Annotated in this window: 22 protein-coding genes and 2 tRNA genes; 3 read left to right on the forward strand and 21 right to left on the reverse strand. The window is 70.8% G+C overall.

The annotated features are described in order from the left end of the window. Window positions 1-59: 59 nt before the first annotated feature. The 9 genes from leuS to NLX94_RS13935 form a co-directional block, all read right to left on the reverse strand. Window positions 60-2,933 carry a leucine--tRNA ligase gene (gene leuS / locus NLX94_RS13895; protein WP_254383019.1) on the reverse strand — a complete coding sequence of 958 codons (2,874 nt, stop codon included), beginning with the start codon at window positions 2,931-2,933 and terminating at the stop codon, window positions 60-62. Between the two features lie 284 nt (window positions 2,934-3,217). Further along, window positions 3,218-3,290: transfer RNA gene (locus tag NLX94_RS13900), tRNA-Ala, on the reverse strand. Between the two features lie 131 nt (window positions 3,291-3,421). Beyond that, a complete protein-coding gene (locus NLX94_RS13905) occupies window positions 3,422-3,655 on the reverse strand; it encodes a hypothetical protein (protein ID WP_254383020.1) in 234 nt (77 codons plus the stop codon). 136 nt (window positions 3,656-3,791) lie between these two features. After that, window positions 3,792-3,864: transfer RNA gene (locus tag NLX94_RS13910), tRNA-Ala, on the reverse strand. A gap of 123 nt (window positions 3,865-3,987) precedes the next feature. Next, window positions 3,988-4,659, reverse strand: coding sequence for a histidine phosphatase family protein (locus NLX94_RS13915; RefSeq protein WP_254383357.1), 672 nt, complete (start codon window positions 4,657-4,659; stop codon window positions 3,988-3,990). Then, window positions 4,656-5,102, reverse strand: a complete 447-nt coding sequence (gene rsfS, locus NLX94_RS13920) for a ribosome silencing factor (RefSeq protein WP_250739445.1) — start codon at window positions 5,100-5,102, stop codon at window positions 4,656-4,658. The genes NLX94_RS13915 and rsfS overlap by 4 nt, the downstream gene beginning before the upstream one ends. 130 nt (window positions 5,103-5,232) lie before the next feature. Next, window positions 5,233-6,984: a LytR C-terminal domain-containing protein gene (locus NLX94_RS13925; RefSeq protein ID WP_254383021.1), complete on the reverse strand. Its 1,752-nt coding sequence runs from the start codon at window positions 6,982-6,984 to the stop codon at window positions 5,233-5,235. A gap of 24 nt (window positions 6,985-7,008) precedes the next feature. After that, on the reverse strand, window positions 7,009-7,626 hold the full coding sequence (nadD, locus tag NLX94_RS13930) for a nicotinate-nucleotide adenylyltransferase (protein WP_243334788.1): 618 nt from the start codon (window positions 7,624-7,626) through the stop codon (window positions 7,009-7,011). A 97-nt stretch (window positions 7,627-7,723) separates the two neighbouring features. After that, on the reverse strand, window positions 7,724-7,891 hold the full coding sequence (locus NLX94_RS13935) for a hypothetical protein (RefSeq protein ID WP_254383022.1): 168 nt from the start codon (window positions 7,889-7,891) through the stop codon (window positions 7,724-7,726). 141 nt (window positions 7,892-8,032) lie between these two features. Here NLX94_RS13935 and NLX94_RS13940 point away from each other — a divergent pair, with 141 nt between their 5' ends. After that, entirely contained in the window at window positions 8,033-9,145 is a 1,113-nt protein-coding gene (locus NLX94_RS13940) for a M48 family metallopeptidase (RefSeq protein WP_254383023.1), read from the forward strand. On the opposite strand, the gene NLX94_RS13945 is transcribed toward NLX94_RS13940, so the two are convergent. From NLX94_RS13945 to NLX94_RS13975, 7 genes are all read right to left on the reverse strand, one after another. Beyond that, complete coding sequence (locus NLX94_RS13945; RefSeq protein WP_254383024.1) at window positions 9,129-10,274, reverse strand: hypothetical protein; 1,146 nt, start codon at window positions 10,272-10,274, stop codon at window positions 9,129-9,131. The two genes, NLX94_RS13940 and NLX94_RS13945, sit on opposite strands and share 17 nt — an antisense overlap. A 68-nt stretch (window positions 10,275-10,342) precedes the next feature. Continuing rightward, window positions 10,343-10,903 (reverse strand): hypothetical protein, encoded by a 561-nt coding sequence (locus tag NLX94_RS13950; protein ID WP_254383025.1) that lies wholly within the window; start codon window positions 10,901-10,903, stop codon window positions 10,343-10,345. Between the two features lie 77 nt (window positions 10,904-10,980). Beyond that, window positions 10,981-12,258: a glutamate-5-semialdehyde dehydrogenase gene (locus tag NLX94_RS13955; RefSeq protein ID WP_254383026.1), complete on the reverse strand. Its 1,278-nt coding sequence runs from the start codon at window positions 12,256-12,258 to the stop codon at window positions 10,981-10,983. A gap of 408 nt (window positions 12,259-12,666) precedes the next feature. Further along, entirely contained in the window at window positions 12,667-13,035 is a 369-nt protein-coding gene (locus NLX94_RS13960) for a hypothetical protein (RefSeq protein WP_374683960.1), read from the reverse strand. Between the two features lie 133 nt (window positions 13,036-13,168). Next, complete coding sequence (proB, locus tag NLX94_RS13965; protein ID WP_254383028.1) at window positions 13,169-14,296, reverse strand: glutamate 5-kinase; 1,128 nt, start codon at window positions 14,294-14,296, stop codon at window positions 13,169-13,171. Window positions 14,297-14,403: 107 nt separating this feature from the next. Then, a complete protein-coding gene (locus NLX94_RS13970) occupies window positions 14,404-14,862 on the reverse strand; it encodes a GtrA family protein (RefSeq protein ID WP_254383029.1) in 459 nt (152 codons plus the stop codon). Next, window positions 14,862-15,863 carry a glycosyltransferase family 2 protein gene (locus tag NLX94_RS13975; RefSeq protein ID WP_254383030.1) on the reverse strand — a complete coding sequence of 334 codons (1,002 nt, stop codon included), beginning with the start codon at window positions 15,861-15,863 and terminating at the stop codon, window positions 14,862-14,864. Before NLX94_RS13975 ends, NLX94_RS13970 begins: the two co-directional genes overlap by 1 nt. A gap of 156 nt (window positions 15,864-16,019) precedes the next feature. Here NLX94_RS13975 and NLX94_RS13980 point away from each other — a divergent pair, with 156 nt between their 5' ends. Both NLX94_RS13980 and NLX94_RS13985 read left to right on the forward strand, forming a co-directional pair. Then, window positions 16,020-18,899, forward strand: coding sequence for a bifunctional glycosyltransferase family 2 protein/CDP-glycerol:glycerophosphate glycerophosphotransferase (locus NLX94_RS13980; RefSeq protein ID WP_254383031.1), 2,880 nt, complete (start codon window positions 16,020-16,022; stop codon window positions 18,897-18,899). Then, window positions 18,896-20,068: a glycosyltransferase gene (locus NLX94_RS13985; RefSeq protein ID WP_254383032.1), complete on the forward strand. Its 1,173-nt coding sequence runs from the start codon at window positions 18,896-18,898 to the stop codon at window positions 20,066-20,068. Before NLX94_RS13980 ends, NLX94_RS13985 begins: the two co-directional genes overlap by 4 nt. Window positions 20,069-20,170: 102 nt before the next feature. Here NLX94_RS13985 and galE read toward each other — a convergent pair whose 3' ends face one another. From galE to rplU, 5 genes are all read right to left on the reverse strand, one after another. Continuing rightward, on the reverse strand, window positions 20,171-21,160 hold the full coding sequence (gene galE / locus NLX94_RS13990) for a UDP-glucose 4-epimerase GalE (protein ID WP_254383033.1): 990 nt from the start codon (window positions 21,158-21,160) through the stop codon (window positions 20,171-20,173). A gap of 96 nt (window positions 21,161-21,256) precedes the next feature. After that, window positions 21,257-22,879 (reverse strand): glycosyltransferase family 2 protein, encoded by a 1,623-nt coding sequence (locus tag NLX94_RS13995; protein ID WP_254383034.1) that lies wholly within the window; start codon window positions 22,877-22,879, stop codon window positions 21,257-21,259. A 210-nt stretch (window positions 22,880-23,089) separates the two neighbouring features. Further along, on the reverse strand, window positions 23,090-24,532 hold the full coding sequence (gene obgE / locus NLX94_RS14000; RefSeq protein ID WP_254383035.1) for a GTPase ObgE: 1,443 nt from the start codon (window positions 24,530-24,532) through the stop codon (window positions 23,090-23,092). A gap of 180 nt (window positions 24,533-24,712) precedes the next feature. Continuing rightward, window positions 24,713-24,967 carry a 50S ribosomal protein L27 gene (gene rpmA / locus NLX94_RS14005; protein ID WP_030013081.1) on the reverse strand — a complete coding sequence of 85 codons (255 nt, stop codon included), beginning with the start codon at window positions 24,965-24,967 and terminating at the stop codon, window positions 24,713-24,715. Between the two features lie 13 nt (window positions 24,968-24,980). Beyond that, window positions 24,981-25,301, reverse strand: coding sequence for a 50S ribosomal protein L21 (gene rplU, locus NLX94_RS14010; protein ID WP_254383036.1), 321 nt, complete (start codon window positions 25,299-25,301; stop codon window positions 24,981-24,983). Window positions 25,302-25,368: the final 67 nt, after the last annotated feature.

Consider the following 25,368-nt stretch of genomic DNA (forward strand, 5'->3'; position numbering starts at 1 on the left):
CCGTACGGGAATACCCCTAGACCGTCGGACGACAGTCGTCCGACGCCGGACGACAATCGTCAGACGACGATGTTCACCAACTTCGGCGCGCGCACGATCACCTTGCGGATCTCCGCCCCGCCCAGCGCCGCCACGACCGCCTCGTCGCCCAGCGCCAGCTGCTCCAGCTCGGCGTCCGAGATCGCCGGAGACACCTCCAGGCGGGCCTTGACCTTGCCCTTGATCTGGACGACGCACGTGACGCTCTCGTCCACGACGTACGCCGGGTCCGCGACCGGGAAGTCCTGGTGGACGACCGACTCGGCGTGGCCCAGGCGCTGCCACAGCTCCTCGGCGATGTGCGGGGCCAGCGGGGCCACCAGCAGCACCAGCCGCTCCGCGACCGAGCGCTCCAGCGGCCGGCCCGCCTTCGTCAGGGCGTTGTTCAGCTCGGTGATCTTCGCGATGGCGGTGTTGAACCGCAGGCCGGCCATGTCGCCGCCGACCCCGTCGATCGCCTTGTGCAGCGCGCGCAGGGTGGCCTCGTCCGGCTCCGCGTCGACGACCGTCACGGCGCCCGTCTCCTCGTCCACCACGTTGCGCCACATGCGCTGCAGCAGCCGGTACTGGCCGACCACGGCACGGGTGTCCCAGGGACGCGAGACGTCCAGGGGGCCCATCGCCATCTCGTACAGGCGCAGGGTGTCCGCGCCGTACTCCTCGCAGATCTCGTCCGGCGTGACGGCGTTCTTCAGGGACTTGCCCATCTTGCCGTGCTCACGCTTGACCGGCTGGCCCTGGTAGAAGTAGCCGCCGTCCCGCTCCTCGACCTCGGCCGCCGGGACGTACACACCGCGCGAGTCGGTGTACGCGTACGCCTGGATCATGCCCTGGTTGAACAGCTTGTGGAACGGCTCCACCGAGGAGACGTGCCCCAGGTCGAACAGCACCTTGGACCAGAAGCGCGCGTACAGCAGGTGCAGCACCGCGTGCTCGGCGCCGCCCACGTACAGGTCGACGCCGCCGTGCGGCTGGCCCTCGCGCGGGCCCATCCAGTACTGCTCGATCTCCGGGTCGACCAGGGCCGAGTCGTTGTTCGGGTCCAGGTAGCGCAGCTCGTACCAGCAGGAGCCGGCCCAGTTCGGCATGGTGTTGGTCTCGCGGCGGAAGGACCGCACCCCGCGACCGTCGCCCAGGTCCAGCTCGACGTTGACCCACGCCTGGTTGCGCGACAGCGGGGTCTCCGGCTGGGAGGCCGCGTCGTCGGGCTCGAACGTGCGCGGCGAGTAGTCCTCGACCTCCGGCAGCTCCAGCGGCAGCATCGACTCGGGCAGCGGGTGGGCCACGCCGTCCTCGTCGTAGACGATCGGGAAGGGCTCGCCCCAGTAGCGCTGGCGGCTGAACAGCCAGTCGCGCAGACGGAAGTTGACGGTCCCCTCGCCGATGCCCTCCCCGGCCAGCCAGTCGGTGATCACGGCCTTGGCCTCGACCACGCCCAGCCCGTCCAGCGAGATGCCCTCGCCCGTGGAGTTGACGATCGTCCCGTCGTACGAGGTGAAGGCGGCCTCCCACTCCAGCGGGTCGGCGTCGCGCTCGTCCGTGGGCTGGACGACGCAGCGCATCGGCAGCTCGAAGGCGCGCGCGAACTCGAAGTCACGGCCGTCGTGCGCCGGGACGGCCATGATCGCGCCGGTGCCGTAGCCCATCAGCACGTAGTCCGCGATGAAGACCGGGACCAGGTCGCCGCTGACCGGGTTGGTCGCGTAGGCGCCGGTGAAGACGCCGGTCTTGTCCTTGGCCTCGGCCTGGCGCTCGACGTCCGACTTCGCGGCGGCCTGCTTGCGGTACGAGTCCACGGCCTCGGCGGGGGTGGCGTTGCCGCCGGTCCACAGCTGGTGGGTGCCCTCGGGCCACTCCGCCGGGACGATCTTCGAGACCAGGTCGTGCTCGGGGGCCAGCACCATGTAGGTGGCGCCGAACAGCGTGTCGGGGCGGGTGGTGAAGACGGTGATGGCATCGCCGTCGCCGACCGCGAAGTCCACGCGGGCGCCCTCGCTGCGGCCGATCCAGTTGCGCTGCTGCAGCTTGATGGCCTCGGGCCAGTCCAGCGCGTCCAGGTCGTCGATCAGGCGGTCGGCGTAGGCCGTGATCCGCATGTTCCACTGGCTCAGCCTGGACTTGAAGACGGGGAAGTTGCCGCGCTCGGACCGGCCGTCGGCGGTGACTTCCTCGTTGGCCAGTACGGTGCCCAGCCCGGGGCACCAGTTGACGGGCGCGTCCGAGGCGTACGCCAGCCGGTGCCCGTTCAGGACGTCGGCCCGCTCGGCGGCGCTCAGCGCGGCCCAGGAGCCGCCGCCGGGCAGCTCACGGGAGCCGTCCTCGAAGGCGGCGACCAGCTCGGCGATGGGGCGGGCCTTGGCGGCGTCCGCGTCGTACCAGGAGTTGTAGATCTGCAGGAAGATCCACTGGGTCCACTTGTAGTAGTCCGGGTCGATCGTCGCGAAGGAGCGGCGCTTGTCGTGGCCCAGACCCAGCCGGCGCAGCTGGACCTTCATGTTCTCGATGTTCGCCTCGGTCGACACGCGCGGGTGCGTGCCGGTCTGCACGGCGTACTGCTCGGCCGGCAGGCCGAAGGCGTCGAAGCCCAGGGTGTGCAGGACGTTGTGGCCGGTCATCCGCTGGTGACGGGCGAAGACGTCGGTGGCGATGTAGCCGAGCGGGTGCCCGACGTGCAGGCCCGCGCCCGAGGGGTACGGGAACATGTCCATGATGAACTTCTTGGGGCGCGCCACGACCGAGGCGTCGCCGGCCAGGTCACCGGTCGGGTTCGGGGCCTCGTAGGTGCCCTGCGCGTCCCATACGTCCTGCCAGCGTGCCTCGATGTCGGCGGCCATGGCAGCCGTGTAACGGTGCGCCTCGGCCGCCTCGGGGGCCGGGGTGTTCGTCTCGCTCATGATTTCTGAAGCTCCATCGATCGTCTCTGCCGTCTCTGCTGCCCAAACGAAAAAACCCCTCGCACAGGAGGGGGCGCCGCGCCGGGGCCGACCGCTTCGTGGGGTCGGGACTGTTCAGCGCGGCTCGGTAAGCAGAAGGCGTACGGCACGCATGGCGTCAGGGTACCGCAGCGGCCCCCAGGGGTGCTCTGCCCTTCCGGCCGGCGGACGCGGCGTCCGCGACGGACACGGCGTCCGCACAACGAGAAGCGGGCCACCGTTTCCGGTGGCCCGCTTCTTCACTGTGGAGCTATGGAGAATTGAACTCCAGACCTCCTGCATGCCATGCAGGCGCTCTACCAACTGAGCTATAGCCCCTTGTCTTGCCTGCCGCTTCCTGGCCCGTTTCCGGTTCCCCTTGGCGACGTCCCAAACATTACACGGTGATGGCCCTGGTCCAAAAATCGGTTTCCACGAGCCCCGGATCATGTCCGTTTCGTGGCGATTCGTCACGCACGGGCGAACTGGTAGAACCGCTTCAGCGTGCAGTGCTCGTCGAGCAGCCGCCCGTAGATCGGCTCGCCCTCCAGCTCGCGGTACGTCTCGATCGGGTCGCCTTTTATGACCAGCGCCCGCGCGCACTCCTCGCACCAGTACTGGTAGTCGGGGTTGACCGGCTCCATGTCCCGCACGATCGGCGTGCCGTTGTTGCACCAGTCGCACCGCCGCCGGTGTGCACCCATCCGTCAGCGACTCCCTCCCGCGTCGGGCCGTCGTCGTCCCCCTCCGGCCGTCCGATTCTGCCATGCCGGTGCCCGCTCGGGCAGGTGTGGACAAAAGCAAAGATCCCGCCCCCTGTTGGGGACGGGATCTTGATTGTGGAGCTATGGAGAATTGAACTCCAGACCTCCTGCATGCCATGCAGGCGCTCTACCAACTGAGCTATAGCCCCGCTCTCCGCGACGCTCCCCCCGTTTCCGGTGTTCTGCGCTGCGAACAAGAAGAACTCTAGCCTGTGACCAGCCGGAAAGTGAAATCCGGGTGGGAGCCGCTCCGAGATGGGCTCCGAGGGGGCTCAGTCGTCGTCGCCGAGCACCGGCTCGGGCAGCGTGCCGGCGTTGTGTTCCATCAGCCGCCAGCCGCGCGCGCCCTCGCCCAGCACGGACCAGCAGCAGTTGGAGAGCCCGCCCAGACCCTCCCAGTAGTACGAGTCCAGGCCCAGCAGGCGCCCGATCGTCGTACGGATGGTGCCGCCGTGGCTGACCACCACGAGCGTGCCGCCGGAGGGCAGCCGGTCGGCGTGCTCCAGCACCACCGGCGCGGCCCGGTCGGCGACCTCGGTCTCCAGCTCGCCGCCACCGCGGCGGACCGGCTCGCCGCGCTTCCACGCCGCGTACTGCTCGCCGTACTTGTCGAGGATCTCGTCGTGCGTGAGGCCCTGCCATTCGCCGGCGTACGTCTCGCGCAGCGCCTCGTCGTGCGTGACCGCCAGCCCGGTGACGGACGCCAGCTCGGCGGCCGTGGCAGCGGCGCGCCGCAGGTCCGAGGCGACGATCGCGTCGGGCTTCAGCGAGGCGAGCAGCCGGGCCGCACGGCGCGCCTGCGCCACGCCGGCCTCGGTCAGCTCGATGTCCGTGGAGCCCTGGAACCGGCGCTCCAGGTTCCACGAGGTCTGGCCGTGCCGCCACAGGACGATCTTGCGGCCGGTCCTGCCGGTCGTGGTCGTGCCGTCGTTGGTCGTGCTCAGAACAGATCACCGTCCAGTTCGTCGTCGCCCTGCGCGGCGCGCAGCGCGGCGTGCTCCTCGGCCTTGCCCTTGGTGAGCTTGGCGTCCTCGGGGAGGTCGATCTCGGGGCAGTCCTTCCACAGGCGCTCCAGCGCGTAGAAGACGCGCTCCTCGCTGTGCTGCACGTGGACGACGATGTCGATGTAGTCGAGCAGGATCCAGCGGGCGTCGCGGTCGCCCTCGCGGCGCACCGGCTTGGCGCCCAGCTCCTTCAGGAGCTTCTCCTCGATCTCGTCGACGATCGACTTGACCTGGCGGTCGTTGGGGGCCGAGGCGAGCAGGAAGGCGTCGGTGATCGACAGCACGTCGCTGACGTCGTACGCGATGATGTCGTGCGCGAGCCGGTCGGCCGCGGCCTGGGCGGCGGCGGTGATGAGCTCGATGGAGCGGTCCGTGGCGGTCACTGGCCATGCTTTCGGGTTGGCGGGCAGATCCTTACAAGGGTCTCATGTACCGCCGATGCCGCCCGCGCGCAGCGTGCCGCGCGGCTGCGGCCGCACCCGACGGGCGCGGCCGCAGTAGGCCCCCGAGGCCTCAGGACGCCTTGTAATCCTTGCCCAGGGTCACCACGACGTCCGCGTTCACCGCGTTCTCGGCCTTCTTCACGGCCGTCTCGGGCAGTCCCAGGGTCTTCGCCACTTCGAGCGCCTTGTCCCGCTGCGCGTCGTCCTGGTACGTGATCTGCGACGCGGGGGCGGTCTTGTCGGCCTTGCCGCCGTCCACCAGGGTGTAGCCGCCGTTGAGCAGGGCCGCCTTCGCCGCCGTGTTCGTCTTGTCGTCGCCGGTCGCGTCCTTCAGGCCGACCCGGGGCAGGGCTCCGGGCTGGGCCTCCGTGACGGCGCCGCCGAGGACCTCCTTGACCACCTTGGTGTTGGCCTCGTCCGTGAGTCCGCCGTCCGGCTTCACCCCGAGCACGTCGGTGCGGTACGCGCCCACCTTGGCGTGCTCGCCGAGCTTGGACAGCAGCGCGCCGAGCGTCTGCGCGTTCAGCGCCGGGTCCAGGATCTGCCCGGTGGTCTCCACGGTCATCGCCGCCGACTTCGGGTCGCCGGGCACCTTGCGCAGCAGGCCCAGCAGGACCCGGCCGAAGCGGTCCAGCTGCTTGGCCTCCGGCTCGCCCTGCGCCTGGTACGTGGCGTACGCGACGGCCATGGCACCGCTGAGGCTCTGCTTCGCGCCCTGGCCGACGGCGGGCGCCTTCGCCGCGTCGTCCGCCGGGACGGCCACGTCGGTGTCGATCTCGATGCCGCCGACCAGCTCCACGAAGTTTTCCAGGAAGGGGGTGTCCAGCCGCCAGGTGCCGCCGATGCGGGTGCCGAAGACCGAGTCGAGGGATTCCCGTACGCCCAGACCTCCGTCCTGGACGGCCTTGCCCAGGGCGGAGGTGGTGCCGTCGTCCCTGGTGACGTTCAGCGTGTTGGGCACCAGGACGGTGGCGCCCTGCTTCGTGGTCACGTTGTCGACGAGCAGCGCCGTGGAGGTGCCGCCCTTCTTGGTGTTGTGCAGGTGCACGACGATCATGTCGCGCTTCTGCGGGCCGGTGGCGGACGCGCCGTTCGACGCCTTGCCGGGGCCCTCCAGGAAGGGCAGTTTGCCCGCGTACCAGAGGTAGCCGAGGCCAGCGACGACGAAGACGGCCAGCACGACGATCAGTGCCACCACGCGGTTGCGGCCGCGCCGGCGGGCCTCTTCGCGGCGCTCGGTGCGGCTCTCGGTGAAGGCGAGCCAGTCGATGACGTCCTCGGAGTCCTCGTCCGGCTGGTCGATGAAGGAGAACTGCTCGGTGCGGTACGAAGGCCCCCCCGAGCCCTGCCCCTCCCCCTGTCCCTGCGCGCCCGGCCCGTCGGCCCGGCGGGGCTCCGGGACCTGGGCGGCGGCGGGACGGAACGCCGGCTCGGGCGCGGGGGCCCGCGGCGGCGCCTGCGCCGGGGCCTCGGCGGCGGCCTGCTGCGGGATCCACTGCTGGGTGGCCTGGGTGTCGTACTGCTGCCCGGCCTGGGTCTCGTACCCGTACTGGGGGGCTTGCGGGGCCTGGGGGTAATGCTGCTGGGGCTGCTGCGGGTAGTACTGCGGGGCCTGCGGCTGCTGGGGCTGCTGTCCGCCGTACCCCTGGTAGTCGTAGCCGTAGCCCTGCTCGTACTGCTGCTGCTCGTAGGGGGGCGCCGGGTCGGCGGCGGCGGGCTGCGCGGGCACCTGGCCGTACACCGGCCGCCCGTAGACGTCGTAGCCGACGAGCTGCTGCTCCTGGCCGGCATACGGGTCGTACGGCTCGTGTCGGTCGTTCACCGCGGGGCCCCTCTCTCCGGAAGCTCAGGCTCCCCGGTACAGCTCACGCTTGTCGATGTAGCGGACCACGCCGTCGGGCACGAGGTACCAGACAGGATCCCCCTTGGCCACGCGGGCACGACAGTCCGTGGACGAAATGGCCAGCGCCGGGACCTCGACGAGGGAGACGCCTCCCTCGGGCAGGCCGTCGTCGGTGAGCACGTGGCCCGGCCGGGTGACGCCGATGAAGTGCGCGAGGGCGAAGAGCTCCTCGGCGTTGCGCCAGGTCAGGATCTGCGCGAGGGCGTCGGCGCCGGTGATGAAGAAGAGGTCGGCGTCGTCGTTGAGGGCGCTCAGGTCCCTCAGGGTATCGATCGTGTAAGTCGGGCCGCCGCGGTCGATGTCGATGCGGCTCACCGAGAACTGCGGGTTCGAGGCGGTCGCGATGACCGTCATCAGATACCGGTCCTCGGCGGACGACACGGCCCGCTGCGACTTCTGCCACGGTTCGCCGGTCGGTACGAACATCACCTCGTCGAGGTGGAACAGCGCGGCCACCTCACTGGCGGCCACGAGGTGTCCGTGGTGGATCGGGTCGAATGTCCCGCCCATCACGCCGAGCCTGCGCTTGACCGGGCCGGTCGGCATTTCCTGCTCTCCCATGAGCGCAGAGCCTACTGGCCCGGTGACGCGGCAGGGACCCGCCTGCGGACGCGTACGCCGCGTACTCGTCGTACCCGGCGTCCCGGCCGTCGGGGGTTCAGCGGTCCCGGTTCAGGCGCGTGGTGACCCACAGCATCAGCATGAGGATGACGAAAGCGGCGCCACCGGTCAGGTACGGGTTCAGGCTGTCGTGGTTGCCGCCGTGCTTCTCGGCCTCCTCCGAGGCGAGGACGACCAGGTTGTGGGCGGTGGAGGCGAGGCTCATCAGGCAGGTACCTATCGAGTCGGGGAGCGGGCGGAGACTTCGCTCACATCGTATGCGGGGGCCTGGGGCACGCTCACGCCGACTCAGGCGTTGGAGAGGATAGACGGGCGGGCGGCCGCACACATCCACGGGGAGGGCGCTATGACAGGGACGGGATTCGAGAAGGCACCGGCACGGGACCGCAAGAGGTTCCCCGGTATTTCCTCACGGGCGTACGAGCATCCGGCGGACCGGTCCGCGCTCGTGGCCCTGCGCAAACTGACCGGCTTCGACACGGTCTTCAAGGCCCTGAGCGGGCTGCTCCCGGAGCGCAGCCTGCGGCTGCTCTTCCTCTCGGACTCCGTCCGGGTGGGCGAGACGCAGTTCCCGCACCTGCACGCGATGCTGCTGGACGCCTGCTACATCCTGGACCTGGAAAAGGTCCCGCAGATGTACGTGCAGCAGGACCCGAAGCCCAATGCCATGTGCATCGGGCTGGACGAGCCGATCATCGTCGTCACCACGGGCCTCGTCGAGCTGCTCGACGAGGAGGAGATGCGGGCGGTGGTGGGCCACGAGGTGGGCCACGCCCTGTCGGGGCACTCCGTGTACCGCACGATCCTGCTGTTCCTGACGAACCTGGCGCTCAAGGTCTCGTGGATCCCGCTGGGCAATGTGGCGATCATGGGGATCGTGACGGCGCTGCGCGAGTGGTTCCGCAAGTCGGAGCTGTCGGCGGACCGGGCGGGACTGCTGGTGGGACAGGACGTGCACGCCTCGATGCGCGGCCTGATGAAGCTCGCGGGCGGCAACCACCTCCACGAGATGAATGTCGACGCGTTCCTCGCCCAGGCCGAGGAGTACGAGCAGGGGGGCGATCTGCGCGACTCCGTACTGAAGATCCTCAACATGCTGCCCCGCACGCACCCCTTCACCACGGTGCGGGCGGCCGAGCTGAAGAAGTGGTCCCAGAGCCGGGACCACCAGCGGATCATGGACGGCCACTACCCGCGGCGCGAGGAGGACAAGGACACCTCGGTGACCGACTCCTTCCGGCAGTCGGCCGCGCACTACGCCGACTCGGTGCGCACGAGCAAGGACCCGCTGATGAAGCTGGTCGGCGACATCGCGGGCGGTACGGCGGACCTGGGCGGCAAACTGCGGGACCGGTTCACGGGCGCGGGGTCGGGTACCGGGTCGGGCACGGGCGGAGCCCCGGGCACCGGCGGCAGCAGCGAGGACGGCGGAAAGGGCGGAGCTACGGAGCAGGGCTGACGCCCTGCCCCGGGGTGGGCGCCGGCGCGAGCACCCCGCAGAGCCCGGCCGTGCGGCGCGGAGTGCCGCTGGCGTACGGGTCGGTCGCGGCCGGGCCGGTGGTGGCCGGCCCGGCACCGGCCGTCAGCGGGCGGAAGCCTCCGGCCGGGTCGGCGGAGCATGCCTGCGGGCCCGCCATCACGTAGGCCGAGACGAGCTCGGTCCGCCGGGCCGTGAGGTCGTCGCGGTCGAAGCGCAGCCGCAGCTCCCGGCGGACGGTGAAGAGCGAGGCCCCGTCCGCCGCGGCCGGCTGCCCGGTGGCCGGGCGCACGGCGTAGACGAAGGTGTGGTCGGAGGTCACCTCCAGCGCGTTCGGAGCGGTCTCCGTGGCGGCGAGCACCCCGCTGACCCGGACCCGGGTGTCGGCGACGACCGCGGTCGCCGGGTCGAAGCGGACCAGCCAGCCGGTGACGGCGTGCCGCCCGTTGCCGGCGGGCGCGAGCATGCTCTGGTCGAACTGCGTCAGCTGGTCGGGGTCGAGCAGGACGCGCACCGGCCGGGTGGCCTCCCCGGACAGCACGTCGGGGTCCAGCGAGGACTGCACCAGGTAGTCCTTGGCGATGGTCAGCGCGGTCTGCACCTGCTCCTCGCTGAAGTGACGGGTACGGCGCACGGCGGGAAGGCTGATCCCGGCCGCCCCGATGCGGTACTGCGCCGCCGGACCCTGCGCGTACAGGTCGGCGGGCCGGCCGCCCGGCACGGGCTCGGAGGGGGCGAGCGGAACGACGGTGCTGCTCATGGCCCCGGCCGGGTCCCCGGGGGGCGGCACGTAGGGGTTGCGCAGCCCCATGTAGACGGCGCCGGCGAGTGCCAGGGCGATGCACAGCACGATGATCCGGCCCTGCCGGGCCGATCCGCCGCCGGGGCCCCGGGATCCCGGATGGCCTCCGCCGCCCGACCAGATCGAGCGGCTCCGTACGGCGCGGGCGTGCTCGCCCATGCGCTCCTGTGCCGAGTACTCCTGGAGCCGGGCAGCCCGGACGAAGTCCTCGTCGAACACCACCGACCGGTACTCGTCGGACCGGAACTCGTCGTCGGCCCCACCGGCACCCTCGGGGGTGCCGTTCGGCGGATCTCCTGGCATGGCCATCGCTTCTCCCCGCTGTCCCCGCTCCAGAGAAGCCCCCGGCTCCGGCGATGGGGAGCGGGGTCGTACCTTCAGGGTTGGCGGCTGACGCGCTCCATAAACGCTCCGGCGCCCGTGACTTCACCCATCGGTGTACTGGCAGGTGCCGGAGCGGGTTCCGCGTCGCTGGCCGCGCTGCGGTACACGGCGCTGAAGGCGAGCGCGATCATGCCGAGTCCCATCACGAAGGCGAGCACCCAGGCCACCGGGCGCAGCCACGGCGAGCGGCCGCGGTAGGGGCGCAGGCTGCCGCCGTAGGCCCCGTACGGGCCTTCCGCGGCGCCGGCTCCGTGGCCGTGGTCCCAGCCCGGGTCATCGGAGGAGTAGCCGTCGGCGCCGCCGTAGGCGTACGCGTCGTACTCCTCGTCGCCCGTCCAGCCGCCGGCGAAGGCGGCGCGGGCGGCCTCGGCCGCCTCGGCGCGCGCCCGGTCGCCGGCCCGCTGGCGCTCTGCGGCGCTCGGTTCACGGATCTCGGCGTTCCGGACGAAGTCCTCGTCGAACACCACGGAGGCGAAGTCCTTGTCCGCGCCTCCGCGGTCGTCGTCGGGCTCCCCGTCGTCCGGGAACGGTTTGCCCCCCACGTCGTCCGGCACGAGACCAGCGTAGACCTGAGGGACACCTTTGGGCAGGGCGTACGCCGAAATCCGGCCACACCGCGTTCAGGGGTCGACTACCGTACGTGACCGTCGCCGGTGACGATGTACTTGGTCGAGGTGAGCTCCGGAAGCCCCATCGGGCCCCGGGCGTGCAGCTTCTGCGTGGAGATGCCGATCTCCGCGCCGAAGCCGAACTGACCACCGTCCGTGAACCGGGTGGAGGCGTTCACGGCAACCGTGGTCGAGTCGACCAGCTGGGTGAAGAGGCGGGCTGCGGCCTGCGAGGTGGTGACGATCGCCTCGGTGTGGCCGGAGGTCCAGCGGCGGATGTGGGCGACGGCCTCGTCGAGGGAGTCCACGACCCCGGCGGCGATGTCGTACGAGAGGTACTCGGCGGCCCAGTCCTCGTCGGTTGCGGCCAGGGCGGTGACCTTGGAGTCCTCCGCGTACGCGAGCACCCGCTCGTCGCCGTGGACGGTCACGCCGGCGTCGGCGAGGGCGTCCAGGGCCAGGGGGAGGAAGGCGTCGGCGATGTCCCGGTGGACGAGCAGGGTCTCCGCGGAGTTGCAGACGGAGGGGCGCTGGGCCTTGGAGTTGACGAGGATCTCCACGGCCATGGCCAGGTCGGCCTGGGCGTCCACGTAGACGTGGCAGTTGCCGGTACCGGTCTCGATGACCGGGACGATGGACTCCTCGACGACCGTCTTGATGAGCGAGGCGCCGCCGCGCGGGATGAGGACGTCGACGAGGCCGCGGGCGCGCATCAGCTCGCGGACGGAGTCGCGGGACTCGCCCGGGACCAGCTGGATGGCGTCGGCGGGGAGGCCGGCCTCGGTGACGGCGTCCCGCAGGATCGCGACGAGGGCGGTGTTGGAGGCGTAGGCCGAGGAGGAGCCGCGCAGCAGGACGGCGTTGCCCGACTTCAGGCAGAGGGCGGCGGCGTCGACGGTGACGTTGGGGCGGGCCTCGTAGATGATGCCGACGACGCCGAGCGGGACGCGGATCTGGCGGAGGTCGATGCCGTTGGGGAGGGTGGAGCCGCGGACGACCTCGCCGACGGGGTCGGGCAGGGCCGCGACGTCGCGCACGTCGGAGGCGATGGCCGCGATGCGGTCGGGGGTGAGGGTGAGGCGGTCGATGACGGTCTCGCTGGTCCCGGCGGCGGCCGCCTTCGCCGTATCGACGGCGTTGGCCTCGACGATCTCGGCCGTACGGGCCTCCAGCGCGTCCGCGATGGCCAGCAGGGCCTTGTCCTTGGCGGAGCGCGGGAGTGGCGCGATGGCCGCGGCGGCGGTGCGGGCCGCTTGCGCGGTGGCGATCACGGGCGAGGGCGTGGCATCGAGCGAGGTCATGCGGCCCAGGGTAATCCCCGCGGGGCCCGGCCCCGATGGGGTTCCACCCCCCGAGACGCGGCATCGGCCGACACCGTCGGAGGTGGGGCGGGTGCGGCTGGGTCGGCCCTGCGGGGCTGGGTCCCCTACCCGCCCTTCCACCGTTCCCCGGGCTCCGCCCGGACCCGCGCCTCAAACGCCGGCGAGGCTGAGTTCGGCTGACGTGTGCGTGCACGTGCGGGTCCGGGGCGGAGCCCCGGGGAACGGGCGAAGGGCGGGTAGGGGAACCCCGCCCCCGCAGGGCCCACCCAGCCGCACCCGCCCACCGGCACCCGCACCAGACGGCAGTGGCGCCCGCGCCGACCCGCCACCGCCGGACGGAGTCCGGCGCAGCGGCACGAAGCCCGCGCAGCGGTGCGAGGGGCGCGTCTAATAAGGGTGCACGCCCATGGGGTGGGCCGGGGGTGGGCCGTAGCCTTCGGCGACGCGCTGGTGGTAGGTGGCGCGGTCGATGACCTCCAGGCCGACGATCTCCCAGGGCGGGAGCTTCGCCGAGGAGCGGTGCTCGCCCCAGAGCCGCAGGGCGACGGCCGCCGCGTCGTGGAGGTCGCGGGCCTCCTCCCAGTAGCGGATCTCCGCGTGGTCGTCGGCGTAGCGGCTGGTCAGCAGGAACGGGTGGTCGTGGGCGAGCTGCTCCAGTCCGCGGCGTACGTCGCACAGCGGCGCGGGCTTCCCGGAGACGCTCAGGGTGATGTGCCAGAGCCGGGAGGCGTCCTGGTCCTGCCCGCTCCCGCCGATGTCACCGTCCCCGTCCCCGGTGCCGACGCTGGTCAGCGCTCGTCTCACCAGCCGCCTCCTTGTCTGCGCTACGCGTGTCCGCCCCTCACAGTTGACCAGTCCTCGGCTCACCGCGCGGCGGTTTTACCGAACCTCAGCCCTGCAGCAGGACCAGATCGTCGCGGTGGACGACCTCGCGCTCGTACTCGGGTCCGAGTTCCCGCGCGAGCTCGCGCGTGGAGCGGCCGAGGAGCTGCGGGAGCTCCTTGGCGTCGAAGTTGACGAGGCCGCGCGCCACCGCCCGGCCGTCGGCCGCGCGCAGTTCGACGGGGTCCCCGGCGACGAAGTCGCCCTCGACCGCGGCGATCCCCGCGGGCAGCAGCGAACTGCCGCGCTCGGTCACCGCGCGGACGGCGCCGTCGTCCAGGACGAGGTGTCCCTGCGGGGCCGAGGCGTGCTGGAGCCAGAGCAGCCGGTCCGTCGAGCGGCGTCCGGTGGAGTGGAAGAGGGTGCCGGTCGCCCGCCCGGCCAGGGCGTCCGCGGCCTGGCTGGCGGAGGTGAGGACGACCGGGATGCCGGCGGCCGCGGCGATGCGCGCCGCTTCGACCTTGGTGGCCATGCCGCCGGTGCCGACGCCCGCCTTGCCGACGCTGCCGATGGTGACGTGGGCGATGTCCTCGGGACCGCGCACCTCGTCGATGCGGCTGGTGCCGGGCTGGGACGGGTCCCCGTCGTAGAGGCCGTCCACGTCGGAGAGCAGGACGAGGAGGTCGGCGCGGACCAGGTGGGCCACGAGTGCCGCGAGGCGGTCGTTGTCGCCGAAGCGGATCTCGTCGGTGGCGACGGTGTCGTTCTCGTTGACGACGGGCAGCGCCCCCATGGCCAGGAGCTGGTCCAGGGTCCGGTAGGCGTTGCGGTAGTGCGCGCGCCGGCTGGTGTCGTCGGTGGTCAGCAGCACCTGGCCGACGCGTACGCCGTACCGGGCGAAGGAGGCCGTGTAGCGGGCGACGAGCAGGCCCTGGCCAACGCTCGCGGCGGCCTGCTGGCGGGCCAGGTCGGTGGGGCGGCGGCGCAGGCCCAGAGGGGAGAGTCCGGCGGCGATGGCTCCGCTGGAGACCAGGACGATCTCCTTCTCGCCGCCGCTGCGCGCCTTGGCCAGTACGTCGACCAGGGCGTCCACCCGGTCGGCGTCCAGTCCGCCGGCCGCCGTGGTCAGGGAGGAGGAGCCGACCTTGACCACGATCCTGCGCGCGTCGAGTACACCCTGCCTAGCCGCTGACACTTCTGTCCCCTGACCCTTGACCCTCGCCGAACACGAACACGAACCGGCGAACCGACGAACCTGCCCGTTCAATCTACGGGGTGTCCGGGCGGAGCCGCCCGGGGGTTTCAGACCGTGGACGCGGTGTGGGTCCGCTCCTCTTCCGCAGCCTTGTCGCCCGTCCCCGGGATGAGGATCTTGCGCGAGAGGACGTAGGTGAACGGGATGGCCACCACGGCCGCGACCAGCGGCGCGATCTGGGTGTTCATGCCCGCCCAGGTGACCAGGGCGTAGAGGCCCGCGGACTGGATCACGTAGTTCGTGACGTTGGTCAGCGGGAAGAGCAGGAACTTCTTCCAGGTCGGCCGGGTGCGGTAGGTGAAGTAGGTGTTCATGAAGAACGAGCCGACCATCGCCAGCACGAAGGCGATGGAGTAGGCGGCGAAGTACGGCATCAGGGGATGCAGGAGCAGGTAGATGGCGTAGAAGGTGCCGGTGTTGACCCCTCCCACCAGTCCGAAGCGGATGATCTGGGCGAGCTGGGCGCGGCGGTCCGGGGCCGGGCGCTCGTTCGTCGTGGAAGGCATCAGTTGCTTCGCTCCGCGATCACCGCGTGGGGTCCGGGCAGCATGGCGTCCCGGGCGTCCGCGGACGGGGTCGTCCGGTCGGCGCCGTGCGCCTCCTTCACCAGGAAGTGCGGCCGGCGCTTGGTCTCGTAGTAGATGCGGCCGATGTACTCGCCGATCAGGCCCAGCATGATCATCTGTACGCCGCCCAGGCCCGCGATGAGCGCGACGATCGTGACGTATCCCGGGGAGTCCACCCCGTTGGTCATCGCCATGACGGCGATCCACACCGCGTAGAGCACGGTCAGGGCGACCAGCGACACGCCGGACCAGATGCCGATGCGCAGCGGCCGGTTGTTGAAGGAGATGAGCCCGTCCATGCCGTAGTTCAGCAGGGCGCCGAACTTCCACTTCGTCTCGCCGGCCTCGCGCTGCGCGTTGCGGTAGTCGAAGTGGACCGTGTCGAAGCCGATCCAGGAGAAGAGGCCCTTGGAGAAGCGGTTGTACTCGGGCAGCGACAGCAGCGCGTCGACGGCCGGACGGGACAGCAAGCGGAAGTCGCCGACTCCGTCGGTGAGCTCCACGTCGATCCAGCGGTTGATGCCCCGGTAGTAGAGGCGGCTCAGCGCCGTGCGGAGCTTCTTGTCCCCTTCGCGGGTGCGGCGGGCGATGATCTGGTCGTGGCCCTGCCGGTAGTAGTCGAGCATGGTGGCGATGAGCTCCGGCGGGTGCTGGAGGTCCGCGTCCATGATGACCACGGCGTCACCGGTGGCCTCGCGCAGGCCGGCGAGCATGCCGGCCTCCTTGCCGAAGTTGCGGCTGAAGGAGACGTAGCGGGTGCGGTCGGTGTGCTGGGCCGCGATCTTGCGGAGTTTGCCGAGGGTTCCGTCGCGGCTGCCGTCGTCGACGTAACACACCTCGTACTCGACGGGGAGGGCGTCCAGGACCTTGCGAATCTCCGTGTCGAAGCTGTCGATGACAGCTTCCTCGTTGTAGCAAGGGACTACGACAGACAGCTTCATGAACACTTCCTGCGGTCCGAACGGGTGATTTACGGCGACCGGACCAGCCACTCACCTCTTCCTTAGAAGTATGCACGGCGGTGGCAGCCCTGCTGGGTGAGAGCGCGGCACACGGTAGCTTTGACGGGATAAGCGGAATGAAACAGAGGGATCGAGGTGCACGTGCCTGACGTCTCCGTGGTCGTCATCGTCTACAACGACGCAGAGCGTCTCCCGGCAGCCGTCCAGTCGGTTTTGGACCAGACCCTGCACGGGGTCGAGGTCGTGATCGTCGACGACTGCAGCAAGGACGGGTCCTACGAGGTCGCCCAGGAGCTCGAAACCGCGCATCCGGGGAGGGTGCGCGCCTTCCGGCTGCCGGAGAACAGCGGGGGCTGCGGAGCCCCCCGCAATCACGGCATCCAGCAGGCCACCGGCGAGTACGTCATGTTCCTGGACAGCGACGACGTGCTGGAACGCAACGCCTGCCGCAACATGCTGGACGCCGCCGAGCGGACCGGGTCCGACCTGGTCTCGGGCATGTGCGTCCGCGTCCACCTGGACAACCGCTGGGGCAAGACCACCGAGTGGTACCCGTGGATCTACGCGCGCACCCGCACGCTGGAGTCGATCACCGAGTACCCGGACCTGCTGGTCTACGACACCCTCTCCACGAACAAGTGCTACCGGCGCGCGTTCCTGCTGGAGCAGGGCCTGGAGTTCCCGGTCGGCATCCACTACGAGGACCTGCTCTTCTCCGCGCAGGCCTACGTCGCCGCCCGCCGCATCACCCTCATCCCGAACCACGTCTACTACTGGAACGTGATCGAGAAGGCCTCGGCGAAGTCGATCAGCAACCGGCGCCACGAGATCGGGAACTTCGTCCACCGGATGGAGATCCACCGCCGCGTGGACGAACTGCTGGCGGCCAAGGGCCACACGGAGATCAAGTCCGCGAAGGACGCCAAGTTCCTCAAGCACGACCTGGTGCTCCACCTGCGGGACCTGCCCCTGCTCGACGACGCCTACCGCCAGGAGTTCGCCCGGCTCGCCAACGGCTACCTGGCCGGCATCGACCCGGCGGCGTACGACAACGTCAGCAACCTCCAGGCCATCTGCGCCTACCTGCTCGGCAAGGAGGACTGGGACAACCTCCTGCCCGCCGCCGACGCCATGACCAACAAGGGCCGGCTGACCTCCCCGCTCGCCGAGCGCGACGGGCGCGTCTACTGGTGCGGGCAGCACATCGACGGCCCCGACGCGGACGAGGCCCGCCGGATACTGGACGTCACCGACCAGGGCTACGCCGGTGCCCCGCTCCCCTCCCTCACGCTGGGCAACCGCCTCACCTCGTACGAGGACGACGGCCGCGGCACGGTCACCCTGGCGGGTGCCGTCGTGAACCCGCTGGGCCGGATCCGCCCCGATGCGGAGCTGAAGGCCACGCTGGAGTTCCGGGCCCGCCGGCAGATCGGCGTCCGCTCCTTCAGCTTCCCGGTGGCAACCGTGCGCCACGCGGGGGACACGATCGAGTGGAAGGCCACGGCCGACATCCGCGACACCGTGCGCCCCTTCGGCATCGTCGACGCGGTGTGGGACGTACGCCTGAAGTTGACGGCCGGCGGCGACCGGCTCACCACCCGCGTCTCCGTCGGCGGGGTCGACCTGGAGAAGGCGGCCCGGCTGCGCGTGCGCCCGAGGCTGACCCGGCTGGTCTCCGACCGCTTCGAGCCGGAGATGACCAAGAAGGGCAACCTCTCCTACGTCCTGACCGCCGAGGGCGCCGCCGCCGTGCGCACCCAGACGCTGATCAACAGCGCGATGCACGGCAGGGCCGCCGGCGTGGTCAAGCGGAGCCTGCGCAGGGCCCTGCGGGCCCGCCGCAACATCGGCTCGGGCGAGCAGAAGGTCAAGGTCTACCACGAGGTCTTCTCGAAGCTGCCCGTCAAGAAGGGCACCATCGTCTTCGAGAGCCACATGGGCAAGCAGTACAGCGACAGCCCGAAGGCGATCTACGAGGAACTGGTGCGCTCCGGCGTGCAGTTCGAGGCGATCTGGTCCTACGCGGGCGGCAAGCCCACCGGCTTCCCCAAGGAGGCCACCCTGGTGCGGCGCTGGAGCTGGGCCTACCTGCGGGCGCTGGCGCAGGCCGAGTACTGGATCGACAACCAGGGCTTCCCGCTGGCGCTGACCAAGCGCCCGGGGACCACGTACATCCAGACCTGGCACGGCTCGGCACTGAAGCGGATGGGCTTCCACGAGCCCCGCACCAAGGCTCAGGACCGTGCGGGCCAGGCGCGCTTCCAGGCGGCCGTCGACCGCTTCGACCACTTCCTGATCCGCTCCGAGCACGACGCCCGCACCCTCGCCAAGGGCTTCCGGCTGCGTGACGAGGTGCTGCTGCGCACCGGCTACCCGCGCAACGACGCCCTGGTCGCGGCCCACCGCTCCGAGGCGAACAGCGGCGAGCGGGTCCGCGGGGCCCTGGCCGGCGAGTTCGGGATCGACCCGGAGAAGAAGGTGCTGCTCTACGCGCCGACCTTCCGGGCGAACGCGGACGGCACGGTGGAGGGCTTCGAATTCCCCTTCGACGTCGAGGAGTTCGCCGAGCGGCTCGGCGACCGCTTCACGCTGCTGGTGCGCACCCACTACCTCAACAGCGTCACGCTGCCGCCGTCGGTCGCGGGCAGGGTCATCGACGTGTCCAAGCACCACGACATCACTCCCCTGCTGGCGCTCGCCGACGGGCTGATCACCGACTACTCGTCCGTGATGTTCGACTACGCGGTCCTGGACCGGCCGATGCTGTTCTTCGCTTACGACTACGAGAAGTACGCGAACGACATCCGCGGCACCTACTTCGACCTCAAGGAGAAGGCCCCGGGACCGGTGGTCGCCACCTCGGACGAACTGCTCCAGGCCCTCGCCGCCTTCGACGAGGCGGACGCCAAGTACGCCGAGGCGCGCCAGCGCTTCCTCGCCGAGTTCGGCGAGTACGACCGCGGGGACGCGGCCCGGCAGATCGTCGAGAAGTTCTTCACCAGGAGCGGCAAGTGAGCCAGCAGACCGCCACCCCGGGCGGCCGTGACGTCTTCATCGTCTCCAACAGCGTGGACGAGCTCGGCGGTGTGACCACCTGGTCGCACCAGATGGCCCGGTTGTTCAGCGACCGCGGACACCAGGTCCACGTCATCGGCATCGCCCCCGTAGCCGAGGAGATCCGCCAGCAGCTCCCGGCGGACCTCCCCTACGCGGTGACCACGCTCTACGACGCCCATCCCCCGGCGGCCCGCAGACTGCGCGGCATCAAGGGCCGGCTCAACGCGCCCGAACGGCGCCGCCAGGCGGCCCGCCGGGCGAAGATGCGGGCCAAGGCAGACCGGCTGGGCGAGCTGCTGCGCGCGGCCCGCCCCGGCGCCGTGGTGATCGTCACCCAGGTCTGGGCGATGGAGTGGGTGGCCCTCGCCGACACCAAGGGGTGCACGGTCATCGGGATGAGCCACGAGTCCTTCGAGGCGAGCAACAAGTCCACCCGGGGCCAGCGGGTCCGCCGGTACTACCGGGAGGTCGACCGCCTGCTCGTGCTGACCCCCGAGGACGCGGACCTCTGGATCCGCGCGGGCATGGAGAACGTCTCCAGCATGCCGAACCCGCTGCCGTTCATGCCCGCCTCCCCCGCCCCGCGCACCGAGAAGGTGGTGGCGAGCGTCGGCCGCCTGGCCTTCGAGAAGGGCGTGGACCTGCTGCTCGACGCATGGGCCGACGCCTCCCCACACCACCCCGACTGGGTCCTGCGGATCTACGGGGCCGGCCTGGAGGAGGCGACCCTGCGGGCGCACGCCGCCGGGCTCGGCCTGGAGGACTCCGTGGAGTGGATGGGCAGCACCGGCGACGTGCTGGGCGCGCTGAACGGGGCCTCCGTCTTCGCCCAGGCCTCGCGCGCCGAGGGGTTCCCGATCACGCTGCTGGAGGCGATGGCCGCGGGCCTGCCGGTGGCCGCCTTCGACTGCGCGCCGGGTGTCCGGGAGATCGTGACGCACGGCGAGGACGGGCTGCTGGCCCGGCTGGGCAACACGATGGAGCTGGCCGGGCACCTCGACCGGCTGATGGCCGGCCGGGATCTGCGCGACCGGCTCGGCGACGCCGCCTTCCGCAATGTGCAGCGGTACTCCAGCACCGAGATCACCGACCGGTGGGAGGAGCTGTTCTCCTTCCTGGAGCGCTGATCCGCCACCCGCCGTTCCGTACGCACACGCACGCAGGCACGTACGAAGCCGCCCGCCCCGGTCGATTCCGGGGCGGGCGGCTTCTTGCGCTCTGGCGGCGGATCAGGCCTTGCGGTGGGCCTCCCAGCCCTGCCAGGCCGAGGTGATCATCTCGCGCACGTCGTGGCGGGCCTTCCAGCCCAGCTCCGCCGCGATCCGGTCGGCGGAGGCGACGACCTTCGCCGGGTCGCCGGGGCGGCGCGGGGAGACCACGGCCGCGTAGGCGGCATCGGTGTGCCCGGTGACCTCGTTGACCAGCTCGACCATCTCGCGGACGGAAACGCCCTCGCCGCGGCCGATGTTGACGGTGAGGTCCTTGTACTCGCCCTGCGCGCCCCATTCGACGAGCTTGCGGGCGGCCACCACGTGGGCCTCGGCGAGGTCGGCGACGTGGATGTAGTCGCGGATGCAGGTGCCGTCCGCGGTCGCGTAGTCGTCACCGAAGATCCGGGCGCCCTCGCCCTTGTCGAAGCGCTCGAAGATCATCGGGACCAGGTTGAAGACCCCGGTGTCGGCCAGCTCGGGGGTCGCCGCGCCCGCCACGTTGAAGTAGCGGAGGCAAGCGGTGGAGATGCCGTGGGCCTTGCCCGCGGCCCGGACCAGCCACTCGCCGGCGAGCTTCGTCTCGCCGTACGGGCTCAGCGGCAGGCACGGGGTTTCCTCGGTGACGAGGTCCACGTCCGGCATCCCGTACACGGAGGCGGAGGAGGAGAAGAGGAAGTTGCGCACGCCCGCGGCGGCCACGGCCTGGAGCAGGACCGTGAGGCCGCCCACGTTCTCCTCGTAGTAGTGCAGCGGCTTGTCCACGGACTCGCCGACCTGCTTCTTGCCGGCCAGGTGGACCACGCCGGTGATCTCGTGGCGGGCGAAGGTCTCGTCCAGGAACGTCCGGTCGAGCACGGAACCGACCACGAGCGGGACGCCCTCCGGGACACGGGCGGCGTTTCCGGTGGAGAGGTCGTCCAGAACCACGACCTCCTCACCCGCGAGCAGCATCGCGCGGACGACGTGCGACCCGATGTATCCGGCCCCGCCAGTGATCAGAAACGTCATGCGTGTCTCCCCAAATCAATTTCGTACGTCTCGTCCGACGCCGGACCGTCCGGCCCGGTTCCGCTCCGGCCGGTCCCGCACCGGCCCGGTCCCGTCCTAGCCGCGCAGTATGCGCGTCCGGTGGAACCGGTGGCGGGCCAGGCTCATGACACCGGCGGCACCGGGCGCGAGCCGCAGCGCCAGGGATCCCCCGGTGGTGCGGTACGGCTGCGCCAACAGCACACCGTACCGGCTGCTGGGCAGCACCCGCCGGTGGAGCAGGCGCCGCAGGGGGCGCGGGGAGGTGAGCACGGAGCTCCCGTCGGCGCACTCCACGTGCATTTTCACGTCCCACGCCTGCAGGCCCCGCCGGCCCTCGCCCCGGCCGAGGCTCGCCAGCGTGGTGAGCCGGAAGGGCAGCTCCGCCGTCCACCCGGCGCCGTCCGCGGCGGGGACCAGCTCCACCGGTTCGGCGACCAGCGGCTCCCCCAGGTCGCCCCGGGGCTGGAAGCGCAGCTGGACCGTGCGCGGGCCGGCCGCGGCCAGGCGTCCGTACAGGTCGTGCACCCGGACCCGGAGCCCGTAGCAGCCGTTGGGTTCGGCGTCGATGGTGACGGGCAGTTCCGCCGTCGGCAGCTTGTCCAGACCGTCCAGCTCCACCGGCAGCGTGTCGCTCCAGACCGGCGCCCCCGAGGCGCCGGTCGCGTACGGGGGCAGCAGGCGGGGCGGGTCCGCGGCGAAGCGGGTCAGCCGCAGCAGGTCGGCGGGCTCGGGCGGCACCTCGGTGGCGCGCAGCACGCGGACGATCCAGCGGGCGTGCGCCCCCGCGGCCTCGATGTCGGCGTCGGAGAACCCGGCGACGTAGTCACGGGTCAGCGTCCACCAGGCGGTCCGGTAGTCGGGGTCCTGGCCGAGCTCGCGCAGGTACATGCGCAGGTCGTACTCCAGGAACTTGACCTGGCAGGCCCGGCCCAGCTCGGCCGAGGAGGCGTTCATGAGCCGGGAGGCCACCCGGTGGGCCCCCACGCGCGCACTCCAGTTGCCGACGTCCTTGCGGTCCAGGGAGATGGAGACCTGGGCGGCGTTGCGGCGCACGTGCCACACGTAGACGAGGTCGCCGATCACCGCGATGCGGGGGCGGGCCGCCAGCACGCGGGCGGTGAACACGAAGTCCTCGTAGATGAACCGGCCGTCCGGGAAGCGGATCCCGTACATGTCCAGGAAGGCCCGCTCGTACAGCTTGTTGACGCAGAGCGTGTCGCGGACCAGCTCCGGCCGGTCCGACGGGCGTTCGATGACCTCGCCCGGCGTGTACAGGCCGGGCACCCAGGGCACGTCCCGGCTCTCGGGCAGCTCGCGGCGGACGCAGGAGCCGACGGTGACCGGCGACCGGTGCTCCCCGGCCGCGCGCACCAGGGCGTCGACCGCACCGCCGGGCAGGACGTCGTCGCTGTCCAGGAACATGACGTACGGGGCGGTCGCGGCCGCGATGCCGTCGTTGCGGGGCGTGCCGCAGCCGCCGCTGTTCTCCGTGCGGTGCACGACCTTCACTCGGGGATGGCGGGCCGCCAGCTCGTCCAGCACCTCGGCGGTGCCGTCGGAGGACGCATCGTTGACCGCGATGACCTCGGCGACGACCGGACCCTGGGCCAGGGCCGAGGAAACGGCCTGGCCGACGAGCTCGGCATCGTTGTAGGCGATCACGACGATGGCCACTGTGGGGGAATGGATGCTCGTCACTCGTGGATCCTAGGCCACCGGGGTAAACGTGACCTTATTACGGGTCACTCGAACGGGTGGTAAACGGAACCTTGTGACGTGCCTGTGACGCGCGTCCGTGACTGGCTCCGCACCGAGCGACCGGAACCGACCGAGGGCGACGGCCGGTGTCCCGGCCGTCGCCCTCGGTCATGCCTGCTGCACGCTCACGTGCGCACGTTCACGGTCCGGTCAGAAGGGACGGAACTCGTCGTACTCCCGCTGCGCGGTGTCCCGCTCGGCTTCCTTCTCCTTGCGGCGCGTGGTCGCCGGACGCGGGGCCTCCAGGCGGTGGTCCTCGCCGCGGCGGCCCAGCATCTCGGCGCCGGCCATCATGGTCGGCTCCCAGTCGAAGACGACCGCGTTGTCGTCGGAACCGATGGCGACGCCGTCACCCGCCTTGGCACCGGCCTTGCGCAGCGCGTCCTCGACGCCGAGGCGGTTGAGGCGGTCGGCGAGGTAGCCGACGGCCTCGTCGATGTTGAAGTCGGTCTGGCGGACCCAGCGCTCCGGCTTCTCGCCGCGCACGCGGTACACGTCCTCCGCCTCGTCGTAGGCGATGGTGAAACCGGAGTCGTCCACGGCCTTCGGACGGATGACGACGCGGGTCGCCTCCTGCTTCGGCTTGCGGGCGCGGAACTTCGCGATGACCTCGGCGAGGAAGAAGGACAGCTCCTTGAGACCCGTGCGGGAGACCGCGGAGACCTCGAAGACCTTGTAGCCGCGGGCCTCCAGGTCCGGGCGGACCATGTCGGCGAGGTCCTTGCCGTCGGGGATGTCGACCTTGTTGAGGACGACGAGGCGCGGGCGGTTCTCCAGGCCTCCCCCGTAGAGCTTCAGCTCCTCCTCGATGGCGTCGAGGTCGGCGAGCGGGTCGCGGTCGGACTCCAGGGTGGCGGTGTCCAGGACGTGCACGAGGATCGAGCAGCGCTCGACGTGGCGCAGGAACTCCAGGCCGAGGCCCTTGCCCTGGCTGGCGCCGGGGATGAGGCCCGGGACGTCGGCGATCGTGTAGACCGTCGAGCCGGCGGTAACCACGCCGAGGTTCGGGACCAGGGTGGTGAAGGGGTAGTCGGCGATCTTCGGCTTGGCGGCGGAGAGCACCGAGATCAGCGAGGACTTGCCGGCGCTCGGGAAGCCGACCAGCGCCACGTCGGCGACGGTCTTGAGCTCCAGGATGACGTCGCCGCCGGTGCCGGGTACGCCGAGGAGCGCGAAGCCGGGCGCCTTGCGGCGGGCGGAGGAGAGCGCCGCGTTGCCGAGGCCGCCGCGGCCGCCCTCGGCGGCCACGTAGGTGGTGCCCTGGCCGACGAGGTCGGCGAGGACGTTGCCCTCCTTGTCGAGGACGACGGTGCCGTCCGGCACGGGCAGGACCATGTCCTGGCCGTCCTTGCCGGAGCGGTTGCCGCCCTCGCCGGGCTTGCCGTTGGTGGCCTTGCGGTGGGGGCTGTGGTGGTAGTCCAGCAGGGTGGTGACCGCCTGCTCCACCACCAGGATGACGTCGCCGCCACGGCCGCCGTTGCCGCCGTCGGGGCCGCCCAGCGGCTTGAACTTCTCCCGGTGAACGGAGGCGCAGCCGTGGCCCCCGTTACCCGCGGCGACGTGCAGCTCGACGCGGTCCACGAAGGTGGTCATGGTTGTTCCTCCAGATACAGCGGGATTACCCGGAAAGCCCGGGTGGGTAGGCCTTGCTACCCATTAAACGTGTCTATGTGACAACGCGCCGAGGGCGGACCTCTCTTCCCGGCTGACGCCGGGAAGAGCTGAGATCCGCCCTCGGGGTGTTACGAACGCTTCAGATCAGCAGGAGCTGAATCAGGCGGCCGGAACGATGTTGACGACCTTGCGGCCACGGTGCGTGCCGAACTCGACCGAACCGGCCTGCAGCGCGAACAGCGTGTCGTCGCCGCCACGGCCCACACCCGAACCCGGGTGGAAGTGGGTGCCGCGCTGGCGGACGAGGATCTCACCAGCGGAAACGACCTGACCGCCGAAGCGCTTCACGCCGAGCCGCTGAGCATTGGAATCGCGCCCGTTCCGGGTGGACGATGCGCCCTTCTTGTGTGCCATGTCTCAGTCCCTCTTACTTCGCAGCCGCGGGGATACCGGTGACCTTGATCGCCGTGTACTGCTGGCGGTGACCCTGGCGACGGCGGTAGCCGGTCTTGTTCTTGTACCGAAGGATGTCGATCTTGGCACCCTTGTGGTGGTCCACGATCTCGGCCTGGACCTTGATGCCGGCCAGGACCCACGGGTCGCTGGTCACGGCGTCGCCGTCGACCACGAGCAGGGTCGAGAGCTCGACCGTGTCGCCGACCTTGCCGGTGGAAATCTTGTCAACTTCAACGATGTCGCCGACAGCAACCTTGTGCTGGCGACCACCGCTGCGCACGATGGCGTACACGCGGATCTCTCTCTCGCTCGAGTTCGGAAACCCCTGAAGCCAGCCGGCCCCGCGGGAACCCGCAGAC

The organism is Streptomyces sp. TBY4 (assembly GCF_024213195.1).
GTDB lineage: Bacteria > Actinomycetota > Actinomycetes > Streptomycetales > Streptomycetaceae > Streptomyces.

Bases quoted from the DNA above. Each gene is read 5' to 3' on its own strand.
- leuS (WP_254383019.1), bottom strand. From the start codon at position 2,933: ATGAGCGAGACGAACACCCCGGCCCCCGAGGCGGCCGAGGCGCACCGT.
- NLX94_RS13905 (WP_254383020.1), bottom strand. From the start codon at position 3,655: ATGGGTGCACACCGGCGGCGGTGCGACTGGTGCAACAACGGCACGCCG.
- nadD (WP_243334788.1), bottom strand. From the start codon at position 7,626: ATGGGAGAGCAGGAAATGCCGACCGGCCCGGTCAAGCGCAGGCTCGGC.
- NLX94_RS13935 (WP_254383022.1), bottom strand. From the start codon at position 7,891: ATGAGCCTCGCCTCCACCGCCCACAACCTGGTCGTCCTCGCCTCGGAG.
- NLX94_RS13940 (WP_254383023.1), top strand. From the start codon at position 8,033: ATGACAGGGACGGGATTCGAGAAGGCACCGGCACGGGACCGCAAGAGG.
- NLX94_RS13945 (WP_254383024.1), bottom strand. From the start codon at position 10,274: ATGGCCATGCCAGGAGATCCGCCGAACGGCACCCCCGAGGGTGCCGGT.
- NLX94_RS13955 (WP_254383026.1), bottom strand. From the start codon at position 12,258: ATGACCTCGCTCGATGCCACGCCCTCGCCCGTGATCGCCACCGCGCAA.
- NLX94_RS13970 (WP_254383029.1), bottom strand. From the start codon at position 14,862: ATGCCTTCCACGACGAACGAGCGCCCGGCCCCGGACCGCCGCGCCCAG.
- NLX94_RS13975 (WP_254383030.1), bottom strand. From the start codon at position 15,863: ATGAAGCTGTCTGTCGTAGTCCCTTGCTACAACGAGGAAGCTGTCATC.
- galE (WP_254383033.1), bottom strand. From the start codon at position 21,160: ATGACGTTTCTGATCACTGGCGGGGCCGGATACATCGGGTCGCACGTC.
- obgE (WP_254383035.1), bottom strand. From the start codon at position 24,532: ATGACCACCTTCGTGGACCGCGTCGAGCTGCACGTCGCCGCGGGTAAC.
- rpmA (WP_030013081.1), bottom strand. From the start codon at position 24,967: ATGGCACACAAGAAGGGCGCATCGTCCACCCGGAACGGGCGCGATTCC.